Source organism: Streptomyces sp. PA03-3a (assembly GCF_033792735.1).
Taxonomy (GTDB): domain Bacteria; phylum Actinomycetota; class Actinomycetes; order Streptomycetales; family Streptomycetaceae; genus Actinacidiphila.
Genome location: NZ_JARAVM010000013.1, coordinates 106,726 through 130,347 on the forward strand (window position 1 = coordinate 106,726; position 23,622 = coordinate 130,347).

At 71.1% G+C, this 23,622-nt stretch carries 22 protein-coding genes; 8 read left to right on the top strand and 14 right to left on the bottom strand.

The window, feature by feature from the left end; translation table 11 throughout:
• Window positions 1-39: 39 nt before the first annotated feature.
• The 8 genes from PV342_RS17945 to PV342_RS17980 form a co-directional block, all read right to left on the bottom strand.
• The gene (locus tag PV342_RS17945; RefSeq protein ID WP_018560667.1) at window positions 40-381 is read right to left on the bottom strand and encodes a metal-sulfur cluster assembly factor; all 342 of its coding nucleotides are present in this window, start codon (window positions 379-381) and stop codon (window positions 40-42) included.
• Window positions 378-842 (bottom strand): Fe-S cluster assembly sulfur transfer protein SufU, encoded by a 465-nt coding sequence (gene sufU / locus PV342_RS17950; RefSeq protein ID WP_018560668.1) that lies wholly within the window; start codon window positions 840-842, stop codon window positions 378-380. The genes PV342_RS17945 and sufU overlap by 4 nt, the downstream gene beginning before the upstream one ends.
• Before the next feature lie 19 nt (window positions 843-861).
• Window positions 862-2,121 (bottom strand): cysteine desulfurase, encoded by a 1,260-nt coding sequence (locus PV342_RS17955; RefSeq protein WP_386989564.1) that lies wholly within the window; start codon window positions 2,119-2,121, stop codon window positions 862-864.
• Window positions 2,118-2,882: a Fe-S cluster assembly ATPase SufC gene (sufC, locus tag PV342_RS17960; RefSeq protein ID WP_386989561.1), complete on the bottom strand. Its 765-nt coding sequence runs from the start codon at window positions 2,880-2,882 to the stop codon at window positions 2,118-2,120. Before sufC ends, PV342_RS17955 begins: the two co-directional genes overlap by 4 nt.
• A 7-nt stretch (window positions 2,883-2,889) precedes the next feature.
• On the bottom strand, window positions 2,890-3,219 hold the full coding sequence (locus PV342_RS17965) for a non-heme iron oxygenase ferredoxin subunit (protein WP_018560671.1): 330 nt from the start codon (window positions 3,217-3,219) through the stop codon (window positions 2,890-2,892).
• Window positions 3,216-4,391 (bottom strand): Fe-S cluster assembly protein SufD, encoded by a 1,176-nt coding sequence (sufD, locus tag PV342_RS17970; protein WP_400803287.1) that lies wholly within the window; start codon window positions 4,389-4,391, stop codon window positions 3,216-3,218. The genes PV342_RS17965 and sufD overlap by 4 nt, the downstream gene beginning before the upstream one ends.
• Window positions 4,392-4,587: 196 nt before the next feature.
• Window positions 4,588-6,009, bottom strand: a complete 1,422-nt coding sequence (sufB, locus tag PV342_RS17975) for a Fe-S cluster assembly protein SufB (RefSeq protein ID WP_018560673.1) — start codon at window positions 6,007-6,009, stop codon at window positions 4,588-4,590.
• Window positions 6,006-6,755 carry a helix-turn-helix transcriptional regulator gene (locus tag PV342_RS17980; RefSeq protein ID WP_386989556.1) on the bottom strand — a complete coding sequence of 250 codons (750 nt, stop codon included), beginning with the start codon at window positions 6,753-6,755 and terminating at the stop codon, window positions 6,006-6,008. Before PV342_RS17980 ends, sufB begins: the two co-directional genes overlap by 4 nt.
• Window positions 6,756-6,970: 215 nt before the next feature.
• On the opposite strand from PV342_RS17980, the gene PV342_RS17985 reads away from it, so the two are divergent.
• Together PV342_RS17985 and PV342_RS17990 are read left to right on the top strand one after the other, a co-directional pair.
• Window positions 6,971-7,897 (top strand): ABC transporter ATP-binding protein, encoded by a 927-nt coding sequence (locus tag PV342_RS17985; protein WP_386989553.1) that lies wholly within the window; start codon window positions 6,971-6,973, stop codon window positions 7,895-7,897.
• 50 nt (window positions 7,898-7,947) lie between these two features.
• Window positions 7,948-8,664: an ABC transporter permease gene (locus PV342_RS17990; protein WP_199789231.1), complete on the top strand. Its 717-nt coding sequence runs from the start codon at window positions 7,948-7,950 to the stop codon at window positions 8,662-8,664.
• Here the strand turns inward: PV342_RS17990 and PV342_RS17995 are convergent.
• The gene (locus tag PV342_RS17995; protein ID WP_386989550.1) at window positions 8,651-9,931 is read right to left on the bottom strand and encodes a glycosyl hydrolase family 28-related protein; all 1,281 of its coding nucleotides are present in this window, start codon (window positions 9,929-9,931) and stop codon (window positions 8,651-8,653) included. The two genes, PV342_RS17990 and PV342_RS17995, sit on opposite strands and share 14 nt — an antisense overlap.
• A gap of 61 nt (window positions 9,932-9,992) precedes the next feature.
• Between PV342_RS17995 and PV342_RS18000 the strand changes: the two genes are divergently transcribed.
• The gene (locus PV342_RS18000) at window positions 9,993-11,009 is read left to right on the top strand and encodes a COX15/CtaA family protein (RefSeq protein WP_400803282.1); all 1,017 of its coding nucleotides are present in this window, start codon (window positions 9,993-9,995) and stop codon (window positions 11,007-11,009) included.
• 60 nt (window positions 11,010-11,069) lie between these two features.
• Here the strand turns inward: PV342_RS18000 and PV342_RS18005 are convergent, their stop codons facing one another.
• The 4 genes from PV342_RS18005 to PV342_RS18020 all read right to left on the bottom strand — a co-directional run bounded on the left by PV342_RS18005 (window position 11,070) and on the right by PV342_RS18020 (window position 14,925).
• Window positions 11,070-12,179: an amidohydrolase family protein gene (locus PV342_RS18005; RefSeq protein ID WP_500317893.1), complete on the bottom strand. Its 1,110-nt coding sequence runs from the start codon at window positions 12,177-12,179 to the stop codon at window positions 11,070-11,072.
• A complete protein-coding gene (locus PV342_RS18010) occupies window positions 12,176-13,528 on the bottom strand; it encodes a glutamine synthetase family protein (protein WP_500317854.1) in 1,353 nt (450 codons plus the stop codon). Before PV342_RS18010 ends, PV342_RS18005 begins: the two co-directional genes overlap by 4 nt.
• Before the next feature lie 65 nt (window positions 13,529-13,593).
• Window positions 13,594-13,956, bottom strand: coding sequence for a hypothetical protein (locus PV342_RS18015; RefSeq protein WP_018560681.1), 363 nt, complete (start codon window positions 13,954-13,956; stop codon window positions 13,594-13,596).
• Between the two features lie 24 nt (window positions 13,957-13,980).
• Window positions 13,981-14,925, bottom strand: a complete 945-nt coding sequence (locus PV342_RS18020) for a heme o synthase (protein ID WP_037732195.1) — start codon at window positions 14,923-14,925, stop codon at window positions 13,981-13,983.
• 347 nt (window positions 14,926-15,272) lie between these two features.
• Here PV342_RS18020 and tkt point away from each other — a divergent pair, with 347 nt between their 5' ends.
• The 5 genes from tkt to pgl are packed head-to-tail and all read left to right on the top strand — an operon-like array spanning window position 15,273 to window position 21,822.
• Window positions 15,273-17,351, top strand: a complete 2,079-nt coding sequence (gene tkt, locus PV342_RS18025) for a transketolase (protein ID WP_386989542.1) — start codon at window positions 15,273-15,275, stop codon at window positions 17,349-17,351.
• A 40-nt stretch (window positions 17,352-17,391) separates the two neighbouring features.
• Window positions 17,392-18,510: a transaldolase gene (gene tal, locus PV342_RS18030; protein WP_400803275.1), complete on the top strand. Its 1,119-nt coding sequence runs from the start codon at window positions 17,392-17,394 to the stop codon at window positions 18,508-18,510.
• Window positions 18,511-18,515: 5 nt separating this feature from the next.
• On the top strand, window positions 18,516-20,039 hold the full coding sequence (gene zwf / locus PV342_RS18035) for a glucose-6-phosphate dehydrogenase (protein WP_329188529.1): 1,524 nt from the start codon (window positions 18,516-18,518) through the stop codon (window positions 20,037-20,039).
• Window positions 20,036-21,043, top strand: a complete 1,008-nt coding sequence (opcA, locus tag PV342_RS18040; protein ID WP_361005721.1) for a glucose-6-phosphate dehydrogenase assembly protein OpcA — start codon at window positions 20,036-20,038, stop codon at window positions 21,041-21,043. The genes zwf and opcA overlap by 4 nt, the downstream gene beginning before the upstream one ends.
• Entirely contained in the window at window positions 21,040-21,822 is a 783-nt protein-coding gene (gene pgl, locus PV342_RS18045) for a 6-phosphogluconolactonase (RefSeq protein WP_400803272.1), read from the top strand. The genes opcA and pgl overlap by 4 nt, the downstream gene beginning before the upstream one ends.
• Window positions 21,823-21,924: 102 nt before the next feature.
• Here pgl and pgi read toward each other — a convergent pair whose 3' ends face one another.
• Window positions 21,925-23,586: a glucose-6-phosphate isomerase gene (pgi, locus tag PV342_RS18050; protein ID WP_400803269.1), complete on the bottom strand. Its 1,662-nt coding sequence runs from the start codon at window positions 23,584-23,586 to the stop codon at window positions 21,925-21,927.
• Window positions 23,587-23,622 lie beyond the last annotated feature (36 nt).

Below are 23,622 nucleotides of genomic sequence, written 5' to 3' on the forward strand. Positions count from 1 at the left end.
CACCGGAGCGGTGTCCCGCAGTCGTGGCCTCGCGAGGGGTCAGACGTTGAAGCCCAGCGCGCGCAGCTGATCGCGGCCCTCGTCGGTGATCTTGTCGGGGCCCCACGGCGGCATCCAGACCCAGTTGATCTTCAGGTCGTTGACGATGCCGTCGGTGGCCGACTTCGCCTGGTCCTCGATGACGTCGGTCAGCGGACAGGCCGCCGACGTGAGCGTCATGTCGAGGGTCGCGACGTTGCTGTCGTCGATGTGGATGCCGTAGATCAGGCCGAGGTTGACGACGTCGATGCCCAGTTCAGGGTCGACGACGTCGTAGAGGGCCTCACGGATCTCCTCCTCGCTCGCCGGCTTCGTCGTCGTCACTTCTGCGTTCTCGCTCATGCGGACTCCCTGACCGCGCCATCGCCCAGTGCCTGGGCGGTGGCGTCCTTCCACGCCATCCAGCTCAGCAGCGCGCACTTGACGCGCGCCGGGTACTTGGAGACGCCGGCGAACGCGACCGCGTCCTCCAGCACGTCCTCCATCGCGTCGTCGGGCTCCAGCTTGCCCTTGGACTGCATCAGCTCCAGGAAGACCTCCTGGACCTTCACGGCCTCGTCGACCTGGCGGCCGACGAGCAGTTCGTTGAGCACGGAGGCACTGGCCTGGCTGATGGAACAGCCCTGACCCTCGTAGCTGATGTCCTGGATGGACGTGCCGTCGAGCTTGACGCGCAGGGTGATCTCGTCGCCGCACGTCGGATTGACGTGGTGCACCTCGACATCACCGTCGCGCAGGCCGCGGCCGTGCGGGTTCTTGTAGTGGTCCAGGATGACTTCCTGGTACATCGAATCCAGCTTCACAGGCTTCGCCGTCCGTCCCTCAGCCGAAGAAGTTCCGTACGTGCTCCAGGCCCTCGACCAAGGCGTCGACCTCGGCCGGAGTGGAGTACAGATAGAACGACGCTCGCGTGGTCGCGGGAATTCCGTACCGCAGGCACACCGGCCGCGCGCAGTGGTGTCCGACCCGCACGGCGATGCCCTGCTCGTCGAGTACCTGGCCCACGTCGTGCGGGTGGATGTCGCCGAGGGTGAAGGAGATCGCGGAGCCGCGGCCCTCGGGGGTGTCCGGTCCGATGATCTTCAGCCCGGGCACCTCCTTCAGCCGGCGCAGCGCGTACTCGGTGATCGCGTGCTCGTGCGCGGCGATCCGGTCCATGCCGATGGCGCTCAGGTAGTCCACGGCCGCGCCGAGGCCGACGGCCTGGGCGATCGGGGGCGTACCGGCCTCGAACTTGTGAGGCGCGGGCGCGTAGGTCGACTCGTGCATCGAGACGGTCTCGATCATCTCGCCGCCGCCCAGGAACGGCGGGAGGTCCTCCAGCAGCTCCTGGCGGCCCCACAGCACGCCGATGCCGGTCGGGCCGAGCATCTTGTGGCCGGTGAAGGCCACGAAGTCGGCCTGCAGCGCCTGCACGTCCAGCACCATGTGCGGCGCGGCCTGCGAGGCGTCGATCAGCACCAGGGCGCCGACCTCCTGGGCGCGGCGCACGAGCGCCTCGACCGGGTTGACCGTGCCCAGGATGTTGGAGACGAGCGTGAAGGAGACGATCTTCGTCTTGTCGGTGATGACCCGCTCGATGTCGCTCAGGTCGAGCCGGCCGTCGTCGGTCAGGCCGAACCACTTCAGCTTCGCGCCGGTGCGCTGCGAGAGCAGCTGCCACGGGACGATGTTGGAGTGGTGCTCCATCTCCGTGATGACGATCTCGGTGTCGCTGTCCACCCGGTAGGGCTCGTCGGCCCAGCCCAGCATGTTGGCGACCAGGTTCAGCGACTCCGAGGCGTTCTTGGTGAATATCACCTCGTCGCGGCTCGGCGCGTTGATGAAGGCCGCGATCTTGTCACGGGCGCCCTCGTACAGCGCCGTGGCCTCCTCGGCGAGCGTGTGCACACCGCGGTGGACGTTGGCGTTGTAGCGCTCGTAGTACTCGCTGAGGGCGTCGAGGACCTGGCGCGGCTTCTGCGAGGTCGCGGCGTTGTCCAGGTAGACGAGCTTCTTCCCGTCGTGGACCAGGCGGTCCAGCACCGGGAAGTCCTTGCGGATCGCCTCGGCGTCCAGCAGGCCCGGCAGCTGCGGTGTCACGCGGACGCGCCTCCCTTCACATAGGCCTCGTAGCCCTCGGCCTCCAGCTTGTCCGCGAGCTCCGGGCCACCGGACTCGGCGATCCGGCCCGCGGCGAAGACATGGACGTGGTCGGGCTTGATGTAGCGCAGGATCCGGGTGTAGTGGGTGATCAGCAGCGTGCCGACCTCACCGCTCTCGCGCACCCGGTTGACGCCCTCGGAGACGATGCGCAGCGCGTCGACGTCCAGGCCGGAGTCGGTCTCGTCGAGGATCGCGATCTTGGGATTGAGCAGTTCGAGCTGCAGGATCTCGTGGCGCTTCTTCTCACCGCCGGAGAAGCCCTCGTTGACGTTGCGCTCGGCGAAGGAGGGGTCCATGTGCAGGCGCTCCATGGCCTCCTTGACCTCCTTCACCCAGGTGCGCAGCTTCGGGGCCTCGCCGCGGATGGCGGTGGCCGAGGTCCGCAGGAAGTTGGAGACCGAGACGCCGGGGACCTCGACGGGGTACTGCATGGCCAGGAAGACGCCCGCCCGGGCCCGCTCGTCGACGGACATGGCCAGCACGTCCTCGCCGTCCAGGGTCACGGTGCCACCGGTGACGGTGTACTTCGGGTGCCCGGCCAGCGAGTAGGCCAGGGTCGACTTGCCGGAGCCGTTCGGACCCATGATGGCGTGGGTCTCGCCCTGCTTCACGGTCAGGTCGACGCCGCGGAGGATCTCCCGCGGACCGTTCTCGGCCGCGACGGAGACGTGCAGGTCGTGGATCTCAAGCGTTGCCATGGGTGTCTCAGGACTCCTGGGTGACGGAGACGAGCACATCGTCCCCTTGGATCTGAACGGGGTACACGGGGACGGGCCGCGTCGCGGGCAGCCCGGACGGCTTGCCGGTCCTCAGGTCGAAGGAGGAGCCGTGCAGCCAGCACTCGATCTGGCAGTCCTCCACCTCGCCCTCGGACAGTGAGACGTTCGCGTGCGAGCAGATGTCGTTGATCGCGAACACCTCGCCCTCGGTGAGCACGACCGACACCGGCACGCCGCCGAGCTCGACACGCTTGGGCGTGTCCTCCTCGAGCTCGCTCAGCGCGCAGGCGCGGACGAAGCCTTCAGCAGTGGTCATACGACGGACGCCTCCAGCTCCGCGTCGATCTTCTCCAGCAGGCGCTCCTGCAGGTCGGCGACACCGATCTGCTGGATCAGCTCGGCGAAGAAGCCGCGCACGACCAGCCGGCGGGCCTCGTCGGCCGGGATGCCGCGGGCCATCAGGTAGAAGAGCTGCTCGTCCTCGAAGCGGCCGGTGGCCGAGGCGTGGCCGGCGCCGACGATCTCGCCGGTCTCGATCTCCAGGTTCGGCACCGAGTCGACCCGGGCGCCGTCGGTGAGCACCAGGTTGCGGTTGAGCTCGTAGGTGTCGGTGCCCTCGGCCTCGGCGCGGATGAGCACGTCGCCGATCCACACCGCGTGCGCGTCCCGGCCCTGCAGCGCGCCCTTGTACGCCACGTTGGACCGGCAGTGCGGGGTGTCGTGGTCGATGAAGAGGCGGTGCTCCTGGTGCTGGCCCTCGTCGGTGAAGTACAGGCCGTAGAGCTCGGCCTCGCCGCCCGGGGCGCCGTAGACGACCCGCGGGCTCAGCCGGACCAGGTCGCCGCCGAAGGTGACGATCACGGACTTGAAGGTCGCGTCGCGGCCGACCAGCGCGGTGTGCTGGGCGACGTGCACCGCGGTGTCGTCCCAGTCCTGGACGGAGACGACGGTCAGCTTGGCGCCGTCGCCGATCAGGTACTCCACATTGGCGGCGACGGTGGCGTCACCGGTGTGGTCGATCACCACGACCGCCTCGGCGAAGGCCCCGACCTCGACGACCTGGTGGCCGAAGGCCACGCCGCCCTGGCCGTGCACGGAGATCCGCACCGGCTCGGAGAGCACCGCGTCCTTGGGGATGGAGACGACACCGGCCTTCTCGAAGGCGCTGTACGCCTGGGCGGCGACCCGGTCGACCGGCTTGCCGGCCTTGCCGACCCGGGCGTCGTCCCGGCCGACGGTCTCGACGGTGACGCCGGCGGGGGCGCTCACCTCGACCTTGACGCCGCCACCGGTGGCGACGGCGGTGCCGTCGTGCAGACCGCGCAGCCGCTCCAGCGGGGTGAAGCGCCACTCCTCCTCGCGGCCGAGCGGCACGGGGAAGTCGGCCACGTCGTAGGACGCGGGCGCGCTGACCCGGGCGTCCCGGGGCTGGCCGACCTGGATGGCGCCTTCGGTGGTGGCACCGGCGGCCGGGATGGTTTCAGCCATGGCTGTCTTACTGCCTCTTTCTGTGTTCGCTGGCCTCCGGGCGCTCTGACCCGCCGCCGACGTCCCTCGACACTTCGCTCCCTCGTTCCTCGGTCGCTCGGTCTCGTCACTGTCGGCGGCGGCGCGCCCTTCGGCTCGCTCACGAGCTTGACGGGGTTGCCATGCCAGGGGGTGTCCCCGGGCGGAGGGGGCGGCGTCAGCCGACCGCGCCCTCCATCTGCAGCTCGATCAGCCGGTTGAGCTCCAGCGCGTACTCCATGGGCAGCTCGCGCGCGATCGGCTCCACGAAGCCGCGGACGATGGTGGCCATCGCCTCGGTCTCCTCCAGGCCGCGGCTCATCAGGTAGAAGAGCTGGTCCTCGCTGACCTTGGAGACGGTCGCCTCGTGGCCCATCGACACGTCGTCCTCGCGGACGTCCACGTACGGGTAGGTGTCCGAGCGGGAGATCGTGTCCACCAGCAGCGCGTCGCACAGCACGTTGGACTTGGAGCCGGCGGCGCCCTCGCCGATCTCGATCAGACCGCGGTAGGAGGTGCGGCCACCGCCGCGGGCCACCGACTTGGAGACGATCGAGGAGGAGGTGTTCGGCGCCATGTGCACCATCTTGGCGCCGGCGTCCTGGTGCTGGCCCTCGCCCGCGAAGGCGATCGACAGGGTCTCGCCCTTGGCGTGCTCGCCCATCAGGTAGACGGCCGGGTACTTCATGGTCACCTTGGAGCCGATGTTGCCGTCGACCCACTCCATGGTCGCGCCCTCGTACGCCACGGCGCGCTTGGTGACCAGGTTGTACACGTTGTTCGACCAGTTCTGGATCGTCGTGTAGCGGCAGCGGCCGCCCTTCTTCACGATGATCTCGACCACGGCGCTGTGCAGCGAGTCCGACTTGTAGATCGGCGCGGTGCAGCCCTCGACGTAGTGGACGTAGGCGTCCTCGTCGACGATGATCAGCGTCCGCTCGAACTGACCCATGTTCTCGGTGTTGATCCGGAAGTAGGCCTGCAGCGGGATCTCGACGTGCACGCCCTTCGGCACGTAGATGAAGGAGCCGCCGGACCACACCGCGGTGTTCAGGGAGGCGAACTTGTTGTCACCCGCGGGGATGACCGTGCCGAAGTACTCCTGGAACAGCTCCGGGTGCTCCTTCAGCGCCGTGTCGGTGTCCAGGAAGATGACGCCCTGCTCCTCCAGGTCCTCGCGGATCTGGTGGTAGACGACCTCCGACTCGTACTGCGCGGCCACGCCCGCGACCAGCCGCTGCTTCTCCGCCTCGGGGATGCCCAGCTTGTCGTAGGTGTTCTTGATGTCCTCGGGCAGGTCCTCCCAGGACTCCGCCTGCTTCTCCGTGGACCGCACGAAGTACTTGATGTTGTCGAAGTCGATGCCGGACAGGTCCGAGCCCCAGGTGGGCATGGGCTTCTTCCCGAAGAGCTTGAGGCCCTTGAGGCGCAGCTTGAGCATCCACTCGGGCTCGTTCTTCTTCGAGGAGATGTCGCGGACGACGTCCTCGTTCAGGCCACGACGGGCGGCGGCACCGGCCACGTCCGAGTCGGCCCAGCCGTACTCGTAGTTGCCCAGACCCTCGAGTTCAGGGTGAGCCGTCTCCAGGGGGGCAGTCATGCGGGGTTCCTCCCGGCGTTGCTTGCGGTGTTTGTCGGTGCGGTGGTTCCGGACGGCGACGCGGCCTTCGGCACGAAGGTGGTGCAGACACCGTCTCCGTGGGCGATGGTCGCCAGCCGTTGTACATGGGTGCCGAGCAGGCGGGAGAAGACCTCGGCCTCCGCCTCGCACAGCTGCGGGAACTGCTCGGCGATGTGGGCCACCGGGCAGTGGTGCTGGCAGAGCTGCTCGCCGGCGGAGGCGGGCGCGTTGCGCGTCGTGGCAGCGTACCCGTCCTGGCTGAGCGCCTCGGCCAGCGCCTGCGTGCGCTCCTCGGGGCCGGCCGCCTCGACGACCGCCCGGTAGCGTTCGGCCTGCGCGGCGACCCGGGCGCGGGCGAAGGCGGACACCGCGGCGTCCCCCTGCTCCCCGCCGCCGGCGGACTCGGCGATCCAGCGCAGCGCGTCGGCGGCGAGCTGGTCGTAGGCCTGGTCGAAGGCGTCGCGGCCGCAGTCGGTCAGCGCGAACACCTTGGCGGGGCGGCCGCGGCCGCGGTTCCCGTAGACCCGCTTCTCGCGGGGCTCGACGATGTCCTCGGCGACGAGCGCGTCCAGGTGGCGGCGTACGGCCGCCTGCGTGAGCCCGAGCCGTTCCGCCAGGTCGGCGGCGGTCGACGGCCCGTGGACCAGGACGGACCTGGCGACGCGGTTGCGGGTGCTCCGCTCCCCGGTCGTCTGCTCCTCCTGAGCCTCGGACACGTTTTTCACAAGCCCAGTGTTGCGTAATTCATCTCGCAGAGGCAAGCGGCGGCTCCCGGGGTGGATGTCTGCTGCGTCACTTAGGGAAACCTAACCTGACCTGGGGAAACGATCTTCCCCGCCGCCGGGATCCGGCCGCCGCGCACCCCGCGCGACCGGCGGTGACGGCGCGCGGCACCGCCCTCGCGGCGGAGCGCCCCTCGCGGGTTCGTAGACTTCCGTTCATGCGAATGGACCCCGCGGTCGAGATGACGGGACTGGTCAAGCGATACGGCGCCAAGACCGCGGTGGACGGGCTCGACCTGAGCGTCGCCCGGGGCACCGTGACCGCCGTGCTCGGACCCAACGGAGCAGGGAAGACCACGACCGTCGAGACCTGCGAGGGCTACCGCCGTCCCGACGGCGGCCGGGTACGGGTGCTGGGGCTCGACCCCGTACGGGAGGCCGCCGCGCTGCGGCCCCGGATCGGCGTGATGCTGCAGTCCGGCGGCGTGTACCCCGGTGCCCGCGCCGAGGAGATGCTGCGGCACACCGCGAAGCTGCACGCCGACCCCGTCGACCCCGCCCTGCTGATCGAACGGCTCGGCCTGGAGTCCTGCGGCCGCACCCCGTACCGCCGGCTCTCCGGCGGCCAGCAGCAGCGCCTTGCGCTCGCGATGGCCGTCGTGGGCCGCCCGGAGCTGGTCTTCCTGGACGAGCCGACGGCCGGACTGGACCCGCAGGCCCGCCGCAGCACCTGGGAGCTGATCCGCGAACTGCGCGCCGACGGCGTAACCGTCGTCCTGACCACGCACTTCATGGACGAGGCCGAGCAGCTCGCCGACGACGTCGCGATCATCGACAAGGGGCGCGTGATAGCGAGCGGCACCCCCGAGGAGCTGTGCCGCGGCGGCGCCGAGAACACCCTGCGCTTCTCCGGCCGCCCGGGCCTGGACCTGGCCTCCCTGCTCAAGGCGCTGCCCGCCGACTCCGCGGCGGTGGAGCTCACCCCGGGCAGCTACCGGATCGAGGGCAAGGTCGATCCGCAGATGCTGGCCACCGTCACCTCCTGGTGCGCCCAGCACGGCGTGATGCCCGACCGCCTCGCGGTCGAGCGGCGCACCCTGGAGGACGTCTTTCTGGAGCTCACCGGCAAGGAGCTGCGTTCGTGACCGCCACCGGCACCTTCACCCCGGCCCCCGGAGCGGCCTCGCTGCCCCGGATGATCGGCGCGCAGACCGCGCTGGAGACCCGGATGCTGCTGCGCAACGGCGAGCAGCTGCTGCTGACCGTCGTCATCCCCACGTTGCTGCTGGTCCTCTTCAGCGCCGTCGACATCGTCGACACCGGCGCCGGCAAGGCCGTCGACTTCCTCACCCCGGGCGTCCTCGCGCTGGCCGTGATGTCGACCGCATTCACCGGCCAGGCCATCGCCACCGGCTTCGAGCGGCGCTACGGCGTGCTGAAGCGGCTCGGCGCGTCCCCGCTGCCGCGCTGGGCGCTGATGACCGCCAAGACCGGCTCCGTGCTGGTCACCGAGGTCCTGCAGATCGCCCTGCTCACCGTGATCGCGTTCGCGCTGGGCTGGTCGCCGAGCGGAAACCCGCTCGCGGTGCTCCTGCTGCTCGCCCTGGGCACGGCGGCCTTCTCCGGCCTCGGTCTGCTGATGGCCGGAACGCTGCGCGCCGAGGCCACGCTCGCCGCCGCGAACCTGGTCTTCCTGCTGCTGCTCGTCGGCGGCGGGGTGATCGTTCCGCTGGACAGGTTCCCCGGCGCGGCCCGTTCCGTCCTGGAACTGCTGCCGATCTCGGCCCTGTCGGACGGCCTGCGCGACGTCCTCCAGCACGGCGCGGGCATGCCGTGGGGCGACCTCGGGATCCTCGCCGTCTGGGCGGTGCTGGGCCTCGGCGCGGCGGCGCGCTGGTTCAGGTGGGAGTGACGCAGTCCACGAAGCGGGCGAAGCCGGTGCCCTGGCCCTCGTCGAGGGCGAGGAAGCCGCTCTCCGGGGCGTGGCTGGCCAGCAGGCACATGTCGTAGCGCACGGTCGTGGGCAGTTCCGCGGAGCCGTCGGCGCGGTAGCGGTGGGCTCCGGTGAGCTGGCAGGAGTCGTAGCGCACCAGCGGGCCGCGCGGGCCCAGTGTGTAGCGGTGGGCCCGCAGTTGCGGGGCGAAGGACTTGAAGGCGTTGGCGGTGTCGTCGCAGTCGTTGAAGTGGACGGTGCCGCCGCCCCACTCGCAGTCGATCACGACCGTGTCGGCGTTGCGCAGCTCGAAGCGGATGTCCTCGGCGTGGAAGCGCTGCACCGAACTGAAGTGCTGCTTGCGGGGGAACCGGAAGAACGCGCTCTCGTAGCCGTAGTCGGGGTGGGGCGCGGGGCGCCGCCCGGTGACGATGTAGCTCCCGGCGCGGCAGGTGACCGAGCCGCCGTAGGGGAACTCCAGGAAGTTGCCCCACTCGTAGGTGACGTTCATGTCGGTGAACCAGTAGTTGAGGAACTGGTCCTGCTGCTCCGGGTTCTCCGAGCGCTTGGACAGGCCCGAGTAGAGGAACGCCCTGCGGTAGGCGCCGCCCACCCGGCAGGCCTCCCAGCGCATCTCGGAGTTGGTGTTGGTGCCGTCGAGGGCGATGCCGTACTCCCACTCGCCCATCCACTCGCAGTCGGTGAAACGGTAGTTCGCCGCGCCGCCGGTGGAGTACGAGGAGAAGAAGGAGGCGCCCGGGGTGCCGGAGGTGAAGCGCAGGCCCTCGAAGGCGATGTTCTGCCACATGTCGTCGTTGCGGCACAGGAAGGCGCCGGCCGGGTCCCGCGGCGCGAAGACGATCTCACTGATGCGCAGGCCCGCGCCCCGGAAGCGCAGGCCGTTGGCGGCGTTGGACGGGTCGTCGCCGTCCAGCAGCGCGCCGGGCTCGGTGATCAGGTACTTGCCGGGCGGGACGTCGATCACGGTGCGGCCGGTGTGGTCGTCCAGGCGGGACTCGGCGTAGCGGTAGGCGTCCGCGAAGGCCTTGCTGTCGTCGGTGGTGCCGTCGCCCTTGGCGCCGAAGTCGGCGACGACGTCGACCACACCGGGGTGCGTGGTGCTCCTGGGCTGCCGCACGGCCTCGGCGGCAGGGGTGTCCGCGGCGGTGTACGCGGCCGCGCCTATCCCCGTGAGCGCCGCCGCGGCGCCTCCGTAGAGCAGTTTCCGCCGGTCCACGTCGCTCATGTCCCCCATCCCCTCCCCTGGGCGTCCCCCTCGTGAAGGATTGCACAAGGAGGCGCCTACGATGGTGGCCGTGCCCAATCTCAGCCAAGCAGGCCAAGCCGCGCGAAACCCCCTGGCCTTCATCGCCCAGCGCTGGACCCCGTCCCCCGAGACGGTCCGGCGGGCCGCGCTGGCCGCGCTCGTCATGAGTGTGGTCATCGTGGTGACCGGCGGCGCCGTCCGGCTGACCGGCTCGGGCCTCGGCTGCCCGACCTGGCCCAAGTGCACCGGCGACAGCCTCACCGCGACCCGGGCGATGGGCGTGCACGGGGTGATCGAGTTCGGCAACCGCATGCTGACGTACGTGCTGTGCGCCGCCGTCGGCTGGGCGATCATCGCCGCGCGGGCCGTGAAGCCGTGGCGGCGCGGGCTGACCCGGCTCGGCTGGGCCCAGTTCTGGGTCGTCATGGGCAACGCCGTGCTCGGCGGCTTCACCGTGCTGACCGGTCTCAACCCGTACACGGTCGCCGCGCACTTCCTGCTCTCCAGCGCGCTGATCGCGGTCGCGCTGGTGATGTGGCAGCGGGCCGGAGAGGGCGACGCCGAAGCGCGTCCCCTGGTCGGCAAGCCGGTCAGGCAGCTGACCTGGGTGCTGATCGCCGCCTCGGGCGCGCTGATCGCGGTCGGCACGCTCGTCACGGGGGCCGGACCGCACGCGGGCGACAGCAGCGACGTTCCGCGCGTCCCGGTGAAGTGGGAGACCATCTCGCAACTCCACGCCGACCTGGCGTGGGTGGTGTGCGGGCTGACGATCGCGCTGTGGTTCGTGCTGCGCGCCGTCGACGCCCCGGCGGGGCCGCGGGCCCGGGTGCGGGATCTGCTGATCGTGCTGCTCTCGCAGGGCGTCATCGGCTACGTCCAGTACTTCACGAAGCTGCCCGAGGTCCTGGTGGCCCTCCACATGCTCGGCTCGACGCTGGTGTGGATCGGGGTGCTGCGCGTGTTGCTCTCGATGCGCGAGCGTCCGGAGAACGAGCGCGGCGAGGAGCCGGTGCCCACGGCCGTCACGTCCGCCCCGGAGCCCGCTCCCGCCGCGTAGGGACCGCGGCCGCGGCACGCCCTGCGGGCGCGAGACGGCGAGAGATCCGACCGCCCCCGCTCAGGGGAGCCGGTACAGCCGCCGCGCGTTGTCCGCGGCCACCAGGGCCGCGACGCGCCGGGCGTCGGCCGCCGACCAGGCGCCGTCCGCGACCCAGCCGCCCAGCACCTCGCGCACCGCGCCGCGGAAGGCCTCCGCGCCGGTCACGTACAGCTCGGGCAGCCCGTAGGCGTCCGTCGAGAACAGCAGCTTCCCGAACGGCGCCAGCTCAAGGAACTCCGCGAGGACCGCGCCCGCCCGCGCCCCCACATGGGTGAGGGCGAGGCCGACGTCCGCGTGCACGTGCGGGAAGACGTTCGCCAGGTACGCCGCCTGACGGTGGTACGGGTAGCAGTGCAGCAGCACCAGGTCGGTCCCCGTCCCGGCGGTCGCCCGGGCGAAGTCCGTCAGCAGCGCCGGGTCCGCCCGGTCGAGCCGCAGGTCCGGGTCACCGAAGCCGGTGTGCAGCTGCAGCGGCAGCCCGGTCGCGACGGCCGTCCACAGCAGGTGCCGCAGCAGTACGGGGTCATCGAGCCGGGGACGTCCGGCGCTGCGCGCCTCCAGCCACGCCCCGGCGGCGTGCCGGACCTCGCCGGGCGCAGGCGGCTGCGGGGCGAGGCCCAGGCCATGGCGGTAGGCGGCGATCGACTTGAAGCCGGCGGCGGTGCGCGCGGAGGCGTGGACGGCGGCGGCGATGCCCTCGACCAGGGGCCCCGCCGAGTCGCAGGTCCCGGCGACGTCCTCGGCGAGCCGCTCCAGCCGGACGATCTCCCGCTCCGCTCCCCCGCCGGCGGCGGCGAGCTCCGCGGGCGTCGTCAGGTCCCCGGGCAGCCCGGTGTCGACGAGGTACGTGCCGATGCCGCTGCCCCGCATCAGCCGGCGCGTGGTCTCGTACACCCCGAGTTCGCGGCGCCGCGCGAGGTAGCCCGCCGGCGGGCAGTGCGGCTCCAGTCCGAGCAGCGGCGGGCACCAGCGGCGGACGGCGAAGCCGGTCTGGGTGTCGAAGAAGGTGGTGCCGGGCGCCGCGGGCGCGTCGGACTCGGTGAGATACGTCTCGAAGGCCGTGATGCCGAGCTCGCCGCGGACGACGCCGTGGCAGTGGTGGTCGACCAGAGACGGCAGCTCGATCACCACCGCCACCGGGTGGCCTCCGCGAGCTCGTCGGGACCGTACTCGGCCAGCGCCTCGGACTCGGCGCGCCGCACCGCGACCACCGCGCCGAACAGCGCCTCGCCCAGAGCCTCCTTCAGTACCTCGTTGCGCACCAGGTGCGAGACGGCCTCGCCGAGCGAGGTGGGCAGCCGCTTCCGGTCGCCGTGCCCGACCGGGTCGCCGCTGACCGGCGGCGGCAGCGTCCGCCCTCCGTCGCGCAGACCGGCCAGGCCCGCCGCGATGACGGAGCCGACCAGCAGATAGGGGTTGGCGGCGGCGTCGAAGGGCTTGAGCTCGGCGTGGCCGCCGTCGGGGTCGTCGGCCTCGCCCGGCACCAGGCGCAGCGCCGCCTCGCGGTTCTCCACGCCCCAGCAGCGGTACACGCCGGCCCAGTGGGAGGGGACGAGCCGCAGGTAGCTGGCCGGGGACGGGGCGCCGATGGCGCACAGGGCGGGCAGGGCGTCGAGCACGCCCGCCAGGAAGGTGTTCGCGGCGGGTGCCAGGCCGTACGGGGCGGTGGGGTCGCGGTGCAGGTTGTGCCCGTGCTCGCGCAGGCTCAGGTGCAGGTGGCAACCGTTGCCGACCTGCCCGGCGACGACGGCCGGGGCGAAGGATGCGCGCAGCCCGTGGGCGGCGCTGACCGCCCGCACGGTCTCGCGGACGAGGACGGCCTCGTCGGCGGCGCGGACCGGGTCGGCGGGCGCGGTGGACACCTCGAACTGGCCGGGCGCGTACTCGGGGTGCACCTGCAGGACCTCGATGCGCTGGGCGGCGAGGGCGTCGTGGAGGTCGAGCAGGTAGTCCGAGAGTTCGGTCACCCGCGTCAGGCCGTAGGCCGGGCCGCGGGAGGCCCAGTCGCCGCTGCCGTCGTCCTTGGCCACGACCCATTCGGTCTCGAAGCCCATCCGCAGTTCCAGACCGCGCTCGGCGGCGCGCTCCGTCATACGCCGGGCGAACAGCCGCTGGCAGGCGGGGTGCGGGCGGCCGTCCTGGTCGTAGCGGTCGGCCGGGGCCCAGGCCCAGCCGGGCCGGGCAGCCAGCACGGTCAGCCGGTCCAGGTCGGGGAAGAGCCGCAGGTCGCCGTCGGGGCCGCCGATGAGCGGGGAGGAGGTGACGGCGTCGTCGGAGGTGAAGACGTCGAAGACCGGCGACATGCCCACCCCGCGGTGCGCGGCGTGCGGGAGCCGGGCGGTCGGCACGGTCTTGGCCCTGCTGATGCCCGCGTTGTCGACCCAGCTGACGGCGACGGCGCGCACGCCCTCCGCGGACAGCCGCGCCGCTTCCCGGCGGGCCGTCAGCCGCCGCTCGTCGCGTTCCTCGGTATCCACCGGCGCCTCCTCGTTGCCACCCGTCGACCGGACCACTCCCATGGTCCTAACGGGCGGGGCCGGCGTCAGGTGTTGGCGGGGCCGCCGATCTGGATCCCGGCCATCCGCGACCACTCGTAGCGGCCGGTGCGCACCTTGGCGGCGAGGTCTCCGTCGAAGGACTCGTGCACGGTGATCCCGGAGCGCTCCACGGCGCTGCGGGCGATGTCGTACGTGGGGGCCACCAGGTCGCCCCACTCGCCGTTCTCCCCGACGAGCACGATGCGGGTGCCGACCTCGCCGATGTACGCGATCTGGCCCTCGGCACCGCCGCCGTGGCTCCTGGCGAACGCGGTGATCTGCTTCGCCAGGCGGGCGGCGCGGCGCTCGGCACGGGCCGCGGCCCGGCGGTCCGCGGCCTGGGTGACTGCTTCCTCGGTCTCTGCCATGAAAGGAATGCTACCCGTCGGTAATCAGCGCAGGAAGGGGTCCACGGCGACGGCGACGAACAGCAGCGTCGCGTAGGTGATGGACCAGTGGAACAGCCGCATCTCCTTGAGCTTGGCGCCGACCACACCGGCTTTCGCCCGCCCGTACAGGGCGTGCGCCTCGACCAGCCAGAAGGCGCCCAGCAGCACGGCCGCGGCCGCGTAGAACCAGCTCGCCGCACCGAGCGGCCACCACAGCGTGAGCGAGACCAGCACCATCACCCAGCTGTAGATGACGATCTGCCGCCCCACCACGACGTTGCCCGCCACGACCGGCAGCATGGGCACGCCCACGCGCTCGTAGTCGTCCTTCACCTTCATCGACAGCGGCCAGTAGTGCGGGGGCGTCCAGAAGAAGAGGACGAGGAAGAGGACGAACGGCGCCCAGGCCAGCTCGTTCCGCACCGCCGACCAGCCGATGAGCACCTGCATGCAGCCGGCGATGCCGCCCCAGACGATGTTCTGGGCCGTGCGGCGCTTGAGGCCGAGGGTGTAGACGAAGACGTAGTAGAGGATCGCCGCGAGGGACAGCGCCGCCGACAGGGGGTTGACGAGCACCCAGAACCACGCGGTGGAGACCACCGAAAGCGTGATGCCGAAGACCAGGCACTCCCACGGCGCGACCATGCCGGTGACCAGCGGGCGCTGCTCCGTACGGTGCATGAGCGCGTCGATGTCGCGGTCGATGTACATGTTGAGGGCGTTGGCGCCGCCCGCCGACATGTAGCCGCCGACCATGGTCGCCGCGACCAGCCAGAGGTCGGGGACACCGCCTGCCGCAAGGAACATCACCGGAACCGTCGTGATGAGCAACAGCTCGATGATGCGCGGCTTGGTCAGCGCCACGAACGCCATCACACGGGCACCGAACGGCCGGTGGCCGTGGCTCGACCCGATGGCTCCGGCGGGCCGGGATTCGACGGCCGTCACGAACACCCCTGAGGAAAAGTCCAGCAAGCGGCTCCGCTTGCGCGTACCACGCCACTTTAGACGTAGCGGATACTCCGCCCGCGCTCGGGGGTGCCACGTGTTGGCCTCCATAGCGCAAGAGAAGTGCAACCTGAAGGTGTTCTGCGTTCAACAGGCGAAGAAACGCTGACCGGGGCACGCTGGTGACACCACCGGTGCCGGGGAGGGAATGCCGCTGCCCGGGGATCGGTTGCCGCAGCCGTCGAGCCCACACTCGAAAAGGTGCACGCACGTGCAGGGGTAGGCTCGGCAACGCCCGGTGTGCACATCGTCACCGGCGTAATACATGTGGAGAGGAGCCCTCTCAGGTGAGCACCGAGCCGACCACCTCCGAGCTGGAGTGGAGCGAGCTGGACAGGCGTGCGGTTGACACCGCCCGGGTTCTGGCGATGGACGCCGTACAGAAGGTCGGCAACGGCCATCCGGGCACGGCGATGAGCCTCGCCCCCGCGGCCTACCTGCTGTTCCAGAAGCTGATGCGGCACGACCCCTCCGACGCCGCGTGGACCGGTCGCGACCGCTTCGTCCTGTCGCCGGGACACACGTCGCTGACGCTGTACACGCAGCTCTTCCTTTCGGGTTACGGGCTGGAGCTGGAGGACCTCAAGGCCTTCCGCACCTGGGGCTCGCGCACCCCCGGCCACCCGGAGCACGGTCACACGACGGGTGTGGAGACCACCACCGGCCCGCTGGGCCAGGGCGTCGCCAACGCGGTGGGCATGGCGATGGCCGCCCGCTACGAGCGCGGCCTGTTCGACCCGGACGCGGCACCGGGCGAGTCGGTCTTCGACCACACCATCTGGGCGATCGTCTCCGACGGCGACCTGGAGGAGGGCATCTCCGCCGAGGCGTCCTCGCTGGCCGGGCACCAGAAGCTGGGCAACCTGATCGCCCTGTACGACGACAACCACATCTCGATCGAGGGCGACACCGCGACCGCCTTCTCCGAGGACGTGCTGAAGCGCTACGAGGCCTACGGCTGGCACGTGCAGCGCATCGAGCAGGACCCTTCGGGCGACTTCGACGTGCACGCCCTGTACGCCGCCTTCGACAAGGCCCGGGCCGTCACCGACCGCCCCTCGATCATCGCGGCCCGCACGATCATCGCCTGGCCGGCGCCGAACGCCCAGAACACCGAGGCCGCCCACGGCTCGGCGCTGGGCGACGCGGAGGTCGCGGCCACCAAGAAGGTGCTGGGCTTCGACCCCGAGCAGAGCTTCGAGGTCGCCGCCGAGGTGCTGGCGCACGCGCGCAAGGTCGCCGACCGCGGCCGCGAGGCCCACGCTGAGTGGACCAAGCGGTTCGAGGAGTGGCGCTCCGCCAACCCGGAGCGGGCCCGTACCTTCGACCGCATCCACGCCGGCGAGCTCCCGGCCGGCTGGGAGGACGTCGTCCCGGAGTTCCCCGCGGGCAAGGACGTCGCCACCCGCAAGGCCTCCGGTGAGGTGCTCAAGGCGCTGGGCGGCGTGATCCCCGAGCTGTGGGGCGGCTCCGCCGACCTGGCGGGCTCGAACCTCACCACCATCGACGCCTCGTCCTCGTTCCTCCCGGCGGACAACCCGCTGCCGGAGGCGAGCCCGTACGGCCGCACCGTGCACTTCGGCATCCGCGAGCACGCCATGGGCTCGACGATGAACGGCATCGCGCTGCACGGCAACACCCGCATCTACGGCGGCACCTTCCTGGTGTTCTCCGACTACATGCGCCCGGCCGTGCGCCTCGCCGCGCTGATGAAGCTGCCCGTGTCCTACGTGTGGACGCACGACTCCATCGGCCTCGGCGAGGACGGCCCGACCCACCAGCCGATCGAGCACCTGGCCGCGCTGCGCGCCATCCCCGGCCTCAACATCGTCCGGCCGGCCGACGCCAACGAGACGGCGATCGCCTGGGCGGAGATCCTGCGCCGCCACACCGCCAAGCCCGCCCCGCACGGCGTGGCGCTGACCCGGCAGAACGTGCCGACCTACCCGGCGAACGAGAACACGGCCAAGGGCGGCTACGTGCTGTTCGACGCCGAGGGCGGTCAGCCGCAGGTCGTCCTGATCGGCACCGGCTCCGAGGTGCAGCTGGCCGTCGAGGCCCGCGAGCAGCTTCAGGCCGACGGCATCCCGACGCGCGTGGTCTCCATGCCGTCCGTGGAGTGGTTCGAGGAGCAGGACCAGGCGTACCGCGACAGCGTCATCCCGCCGAACGTGCGCGCGAGGGTCGCCGTCGAGGCCGGAATCGGGCTGACCTGGCACCGCTTCGTCGGCGACGCGGGCCGGATTGTGTCCCTGGAGCACTTCGGGGCAAGCGCCGACTACAAGGTCCTCTACCGCGAGTTCGGTCTGACCGCAGAGGCCGTGGCCGCCGCCGCACGCGATTCCGTCGCCGCCGCCGCACGCTGACGCACAGACCCATACGACGTACCGAGGAGATGCAGAACCCATGACAGACGCACTCAAGCGCCTCTCCGACGAGGGCGTGGCGATCTGGCTCGACGACCTGTCCCGTAAGCGGATCACCTCCGGCAACCTGGCCGAGCTCATGGACCAGAGCCACGTGGTCGGCGTCACCACCAACCCGTCGATCTTCCAGAAGGCGATCGCCGGCGGTGACGGCTACGAGCAGCAGCTCACCGACCTCGCCGCGCGCAAGGTGACGGTGGACGAGGCACTGCGGATGATCACGACCGCGGACGTACGCGACGCCGCCGACGTGCTGCGCCCGCTGTACGACGCCAGCGGCGGCCAGGACGGCCGCGTGTCGATCGAGGTCGACCCGCGTCTGGCCCACGACACCGCCGCCACCATCGCCGAGGCCAAGCAGCTGGCCTGGCTGGTGGACCGGCCCAACACCCTGATCAAGATCCCGGCGACCAAGGCGGGCCTGCCGGCCATCACCGAGGTGATCGGCCGGGGCATCAGCGTCAACGTCACGCTGATCTTCTCGCTGGAGCGCTACCGCGAGGTCATGGACGCCTACCTGGCGGGCCTGGAGAAGGCCCGGGCCGCGGGCCTGGACCTCTCCCTGGTCCGCTCGGTGGCCTCCTTCTTCGTGTCGCGCGTGGACACCGAGATCGACAAGCGCCTGGAGAAGCTGGGCAGCGACGAGGCCAAGGCCCTCAAGGGCAAGGCCGCCGTCGCCAACGCCCGGCTGGCCTACCAGGCGTACGAGGAGGTCTTCTCCTCCGACCGCTGGCAGGCGCTGGAGCGTGAGGGCGCGCACAAGCAGCGTCCGCTGTGGGCCTCCACCGGTGTGAAGGACCCTGCCTACCCGGACACCCTGTACGTGACCGAGCTGGTCGCCCCGGGCATCGTCAACACCATGCCCGAGGCCACGCTGGACGCGGTCGCCGACCACGGTGAGGTCACCGGGGACACCATCCGCGGCACCTACGAGCAGTCCCAGGGCGAGCTCGACGCGATCGGCGCGCTCGGCATCTCGTACGACGACGTCGTCCAGCTGCTGGAGGACGAGGGCGTCGAGAAGTTCGCGGTGTCCTGGAACGAGCTGCTGGGCTCGACCGAGGCCGAGCTCAAGCGCCTGGCGCCGAAGGAGGCGTAAGCACGTTGAGCAGCGCCAACCCGCTGCGTGACGCATCGGACCGACGGCTCCCGCGCATCGCGGGGCCGTCGGGCCTGGTGATCTTCGGCGTCACGGGCGATTTGTCACGTAAAAAGCTGATGCCCGCCGTGTACGACCTCGCCAACCGCGGGCTGCTGCCGCCGGGCTTCTCCCTCGTGGGCTTCGCCCGCCGCGACTGGGCGGACGAGGACTTCGCGCAGGTCGTCCACGACTCCGTCAAGGAGCACGCGCGCACCCCCTTCCGCGAGGAGGTCTGGCAGCAGCTCTCCGAGGGGATGCGGTTCGTCCCCGGCGACTTCGGCGACGACCAGGCCTTCGAGAAGCTGCGCGCCACGGTCGACGAACTGGACAAGGCCCGCGGTACGGGCGGCAACTTCGCCTTCTACCTCTCCGTGCCGCCCAAGTTCTTCCCGAGCGTGGTCCAGCAGCTGAAGAAGCACGGGCTGTCCGACCCGCCCGAGGGCTCCTGGCGCCGGGCCGTCATCGAGAAGCCCTTCGGCCACGACCTGGCCAGTGCCCAGGAGCTCAACCAGGTCGTCCACCAGGTCTTCCGCTCCCAGGACGTCTTCCGGATCGACCACTACCTGGGCAAGGAGACGGTCCAGAACATCCTGGCGCTGCGTTTCGCCAACACGATGTTCGAGCCGCTGTGGAACCGCTCCTACGTGGACCACGTGCAGATCACGATGGCCGAGGACATCGGCATCGGCGGCCGCGCGGGCTACTACGACGGCATCGGCGCCGCACGCGACGTCATCCAGAACCACCTGCTGCAGCTCCTCGCCCTGACCGCCATGGAGGAGCCCGCCTCCTTCGAGGCCAAGTCGCTGGTGCAGGAGAAGCTGAAGGTGCTGCAGGCGGTCAAGCTGCCGGCCGACCTCGGCCGGCACACCGTGCGCGGCCAGTACGCGCACGGCTGGCAGGGCGGGGAGGAGGTGCTCGGCTACCTGGAGGAGGAGGGCATCGACCCCAAGTCCAAGACCGACACCTACGCCGCGATCAAGCTGGGCATCGACAACCGCCGCTGGGCGGGCGTCCCGTTCTACCTGCGCGCCGGCAAGCGCCTGGGCCGTCGCGTCACCGAGATCGCGGTCGTCTTCCAGCGCGCCCCGCACTCCCCGTTCGACAACACCGCGACCGAGGAGCTGGGGCAGAACGCCCTGGTCATCCGGGTCCAGCCGGACGAGGGCATCACCATCAGGTTCGGTTCCAAGGTGCCGGGCACCTCGATGGAGATCCGGGACGTGACGATGGACTTCGCCTATGGCGAGTCCTTCACCGAGTCCAGCCCGGAGGCCTACGAGCGGCTGATCCTGGACGTCCTGCTCGGCGACGCCAACCTCTTCCCCCGGCACCAGGAGGTCGAGGAGTCCTGGCGGATCCTGGACCCGATCGAGGAGTACTGGGACCGGCACGGCAAGCCCGAGCAGTACACCGCGGGCACCTGGGGTCCGAAGGCGGCGGACGAGATGCTCGCACGAGACGGCAGGAGCTGGCGCCGGCCATGAACATCGATCTGACCGAGACCACCTCAAGCAAGATCAACTCGGCGCTGATCAAGGCCCGCAGGGCCATCGGCAGCCCGGCGGTCGGCATGGTGCTCACCCTCGTCATCGTCACCGACGAGGGCAACCACTACGACGCCCTCAAGGCCGCCTCCGACGCCTCGCGCGAGCACCCCTCGCGCATCCTGGTCGTCATCAAGCGGCCCGGCCGCTCCCCCCGGGACCGGCGCAGCGCCCGCCTCGACGCCGAGGTGCGCGTCGGCGGCGAGTCCGGCACCGGCGAGATCGTCCTGCTCCGCCTGCACGGTGAACTCGCCGACCACGCCGAGAGCGTCGTGCTGCCGCTGCTGCTGCCCGACGCCCCCGTGGTGGTCTGGTGGCCCGAGGACGCCCCGGCGAACCCCGCCGAGGACCTGCTGGGCCAGCTCGCGGCGCGCCGGATCACCGACGCGGCGGCCACCGAGGACCCGGTCGCCGCACTGGGTCTGCGCGCCGCGACGTACGCCCCCGGCGACACCGACCTCGCCTGGACCCGGATCACCCCGTGGCGCAGCGTGCTGGCCGCGGCCCTGGACCAGAAGCAGGCCGCGGTCAAGGGCGCCGTCGTCGAGGGCGAGGCGTACAACCCGAGCACGGAGCTGCTCGGGCTGTGGCTCGCCCGGCGACTCGGCGTGCCCGTCAGGCGGAAGGTCTCCGACGGCCCCGGCATCACCGCCGTACGGCTGGCGACCGCGGACGGCGAGATCTGCCTGGACCGGCCGACCGGCTCGCTGGCCGAGCTCGCCATCCCGGGCCAGCCGGACCGGCACGTGGCGCTGCAGCGGCGGGCGACCTCGGACCTGATCGCCGAGGAGCTGCGCCGGCTCGACCCCGACGAGGCGTACGCGGCCGCGGTCAAGTTCGGCGTCGACCGGCTCGCGCACGCCGAGGAGACGGCCGAGCCGGCCGCCGCCGCGGCGGGGACGGGCCAGGACGGCGGCTCCGGCAAGAAGGCGGCCGCCCAGTGACCGCACCCCAGGTGGTGGTCCACCGGGACAAGGAGCTGATGGCGCAGGCCGCGGCGGCCCGGTTGATCACGAAGATCGTGGACGCCCAGGCCGCCCGCGGCTCCGCCTCGGTGGTGCTGACCGGCGGACGCAACGGCAACGCCCTGCTCGCCGCCCTGGCCGCCTCGCCGGCCCGGGACGCGGTGGACTGGGCGCGGCTGGATCTGTGGTGGGGAGACGAGCGGTTCCTGCCCTCGGGCGACCCGGAGCGCAACGAGACCCAGGCCCGTGAGGCGCTGCTCGACGCGGTTCCGGTCGACCCGGCGCGGGTACACGCGATGCCGCCCTCGGACGGGCCGCTCGGCAACGACGCGGACGCCGCCGCGGAGGCCTACGCGCAGGCACTGGCGGAGGCGGCCGGTCCCGAGGACCACGGGCCGGTGCCCTCCTTCGACGTACTGATGCTCGGTGTGGGTCCTGACACCCACGTGGCCTCGCTGTTCCCCGGGCACCCGGGGGTTCGCGAGACCGAGCGCACCGTCGTGGGCGTGCACGGCTCCCCCAAGCCGCCGCCGACCCGCATCTCGCTCACCCTGCCCGCCATCCGTGCCGCCCGCGAGGTCTGGCTGCTGGCGGCGGGCGAGGACAAGGCGGGAGCCGTGGCCATCGCCCTGTCCGGGCCCGGTGAGATCCAGGCCCCGGCGGCGGGTGCCCACGGGCGGGCCCGCACACTGTGGCTGCTGGACCGTACGGCCGCCGCGAAGCTGCCCCCGCAGCTGTACCCGCCGTCCTCCCCGTGAGGCGGTGACCGGCGCGGGACGCCACACGCGAAAAGACGCCGGGCGGGCTCCTCGGAGCCCGCCCGGCGTCTTTTCGCGCTTCTCGCGTGTGCGCCGTCCGCCTCAGCGGCCGCGCAGCGAGCGGTAGGTGGCCACGAGGGCCTTCGAGGAGGCGTCCAGGCCGGCCACCTCGGCGCCCTCGGTCAGCGCGGGCTCCACGCGCTTGGCGAGGACCTTGCCCAGCTCGACGCCCCACTGGTCGAAGGAGTCGATGTTCCAGACCGCGCCCTGGACGAAGACCTTGTGCTCGTACAGCGCCACCAGCTGGCCCAGCACGGACGGGGTCAGCTCCTTGGCGAGGATGGTCGTGGTCGGATGGTTGCCGCGGAAGGTGCGGTGCGGGACCTGCTCCTCCGGGACGCCCTCCGCACGGACCTCCTCGCTGGTCTTGCCGAAGGCCAGTGCCTGCGTCTGGGCGAAGAAGTTGGCCATCAGCAGGTCGTGCTGGGCGGCGAAGGCCGGCTCGAGCTCGCCGACCGGGTTGGCGAAGCCGATGAAGTCCGCGGGGATGAACTTCGTGCCCTGGTGCAGCAGCTGGTAGTAGGCGTGCTGTCCGTTGGTGCCGGGCGTGCCCCACACGACCGGGCCGGTCTGCCAGTCGACGGGCCGTCCCTCGCGGTCCACGTACTTGCCGTTGGACTCCATGTCGAGCTGCTGAAGGTAGGCCGTGAACCTCGACAGGTAGTGGCTGTACGGCAGGACCGCGTGCGCCTGGGCGTCGAAGAACTGGCCGTACCAGACGCCCAGCAGACCCATCAGCAGCGGCGCGTTGGCCTCCGCGGGGGCGGTGCGGAAGTGCTCGTCGACCAGGTGGAAACCGGCCAGCATCTCCCGGAACTGCTCCTCGCCCAGGGCGATCATCAGCGAGAGCCCGATCGCGGACGGGTACGAGTAGCGGCCGCCCACCCAGTCCCAGAACTCGAACATGTTGTCGGTGTCGATGCCGAACTTGGAGACCTCCGCCGCGTTCGTGGACACCGCCACGAAGTGGAAGCGCACCGCGTTCTCGTCGCCGCCGAGCCCGTCGAGCAGCCATTGGCGCGCCGAGGTGGCGTTGGTGATGGTCTCGATGGTGGTGAACGTCTTGGACGCGACGATGAACAGCGTCTCGGCGGGGTCCAGGCCGTGCAACGCCTCGTGGAGGTCGGAGCCGTCCACGTTGGAGACGAAGCGGAAGGTGAGCTCGCGGTCGGTGTACGGCCGCAGCACCTCGTAGGCCATCGCCGGTCCCAGGTCGGAACCGCCGATCCCGATGTTCACCACGTTCTTGATGCGGCGTCCGGTCGAGCCGACCCACTTGCCCGTGCGGACGGAGTTGGCGAAGCTCCCCATCCTGGTGAGCACATGGTGGACCCCGGGCACCACGTTGACGCCGTCGACCGTGATCTCGGTCGACAAGGGGGCGCGGAGCGCCGTGTGCAGCACGGCGCGGTCCTCGGTGACGTTGATCTTCTCGCCGCGGAACATGGCGTCCCGCAGCTCGGCGACACCGGTGGCCGCCGCGAGGTGGCGCAGCAGACGCAGCGTCTCGTCGGTCACCAGGTGCTTGGAGTAGTCCAGATGGAGATCGCCGACCCGCACGGTGTAGCGCCGGGCGCGGTCCGGGTCGGTGTCGAACAGCTCCCGCAGGTGGGTCGCGCCCAGCTCCTCGCGGTGCTCGGCGAGCGCGTGCCACTCGGGCCGCTGGTCGAGACGGGTTCGGCCCTGCGTGTTGGTATCGGACATCAGTCCACTTCTCCTCGTCCTCCTGCTGCAGGTCCA